General features: G+C 54.7%; 6 tRNA genes and 1 rRNA gene. All 7 read left to right on the top strand.

Annotation, left to right across the window (positions count from 1 at the left end):
• A 5S ribosomal RNA gene (rrf, locus tag AC6RNO_RS36715) occupies positions 1 to 101 on the top strand; the annotation flags it as partial.
• Positions 102 to 147: 46 nt separating this feature from the next.
• Positions 148 to 223: transfer RNA gene (locus AC6RNO_RS36710), tRNA-Ala, on the top strand.
• Positions 224 to 226: 3 nt separating this feature from the next.
• Positions 227 to 302: transfer RNA gene (locus tag AC6RNO_RS36705), tRNA-Asn, on the top strand.
• A gap of 6 nt (positions 303 to 308) precedes the next feature.
• Positions 309 to 397, top strand: a tRNA-Ser gene (locus AC6RNO_RS36700).
• 22 nt (positions 398 to 419) lie between these two features.
• Positions 420 to 493 (top strand) — tRNA-Met (locus AC6RNO_RS36695).
• A 15-nt stretch (positions 494 to 508) separates the two neighbouring features.
• Positions 509 to 596 (top strand) — tRNA-Ser (locus tag AC6RNO_RS36690).
• A 16-nt stretch (positions 597 to 612) separates the two neighbouring features.
• A tRNA-Glu gene (locus AC6RNO_RS36685) sits at positions 613 to 684 on the top strand.
• The last annotated feature ends 117 nt before the right edge of the window (positions 685 to 801 follow it).

Here is an 801-nt window from a genome sequence, read left to right as displayed (position 1 = left end):
GAGGGGATCCACGCGTTCCCATCTCGAACACGACCGTTAAGCCCTCCAGCGTCGATGGTACTTGAACCGAAGGGTTCTGGGAGAGTAGAACGTTGCCAAGCGAATACCCACTAAGTGGGTTTTTTTTCTCTCGAGTTGATTCAATCAGGGGCCATAGCTCAGCTGGGAGAGCGCCTGCCTTGCAAGCAGGAGGTCAGCGGTTCGATCCCGCTTGGCTCCACCATATTCCCTGATAGCTCAGTTGGTAGAGCACTCGACTGTTAATCGAGTTGTCACAGGTTCGAGTCCTGTTCGGGGAGCCACATTATGGAGAAGTGTCCGAGCTGGCCGAAGGAGCACGATTGGAAATCGTGTAGGCGTCACAAGCGTCTCGAGGGTTCGAATCCCTCCTTCTCCGTACTGCTTTCAGCATTTCGCTTGGCGGCGTAGCTCAGCTGGCTAGAGCGTACGGTTCATACCCGTAAGGTCGGGGGTTCGAGCCCCTCCGCCGCTACTAAGGTTTTATTTTGGAGAGATACCCAAGTGGCTCAAGGGGACCCTCTGCTAAGGGGTTAGACTGCGCAAGCGGTGCGAGGGTTCGAATCCCTCTCTCTCCGTCAGGAATACATACAAGGCCCGTTGGTCAAGGGGTTAAGACACCTCCCTTTCACGGAGGTAACAGGGGTTCGAATCCCCTACGGGTCATAAGGATTCATCAAGCAAAGGAATTTGCGAAGTTGATTCCAATATCCCATGGAGGCTTAGCTCAGCTGGGAGAGCATCTGCCTTACAAGCAGAGGGTCGGCGGTTCGATCCCGTCAG

The organism is Paenibacillus sp. sgz302190 (assembly GCF_059820445.1).
The sequence above is the reverse complement of the archived record's forward strand: the minus strand, read 5'-3'. Positions and strand labels throughout refer to the sequence as shown.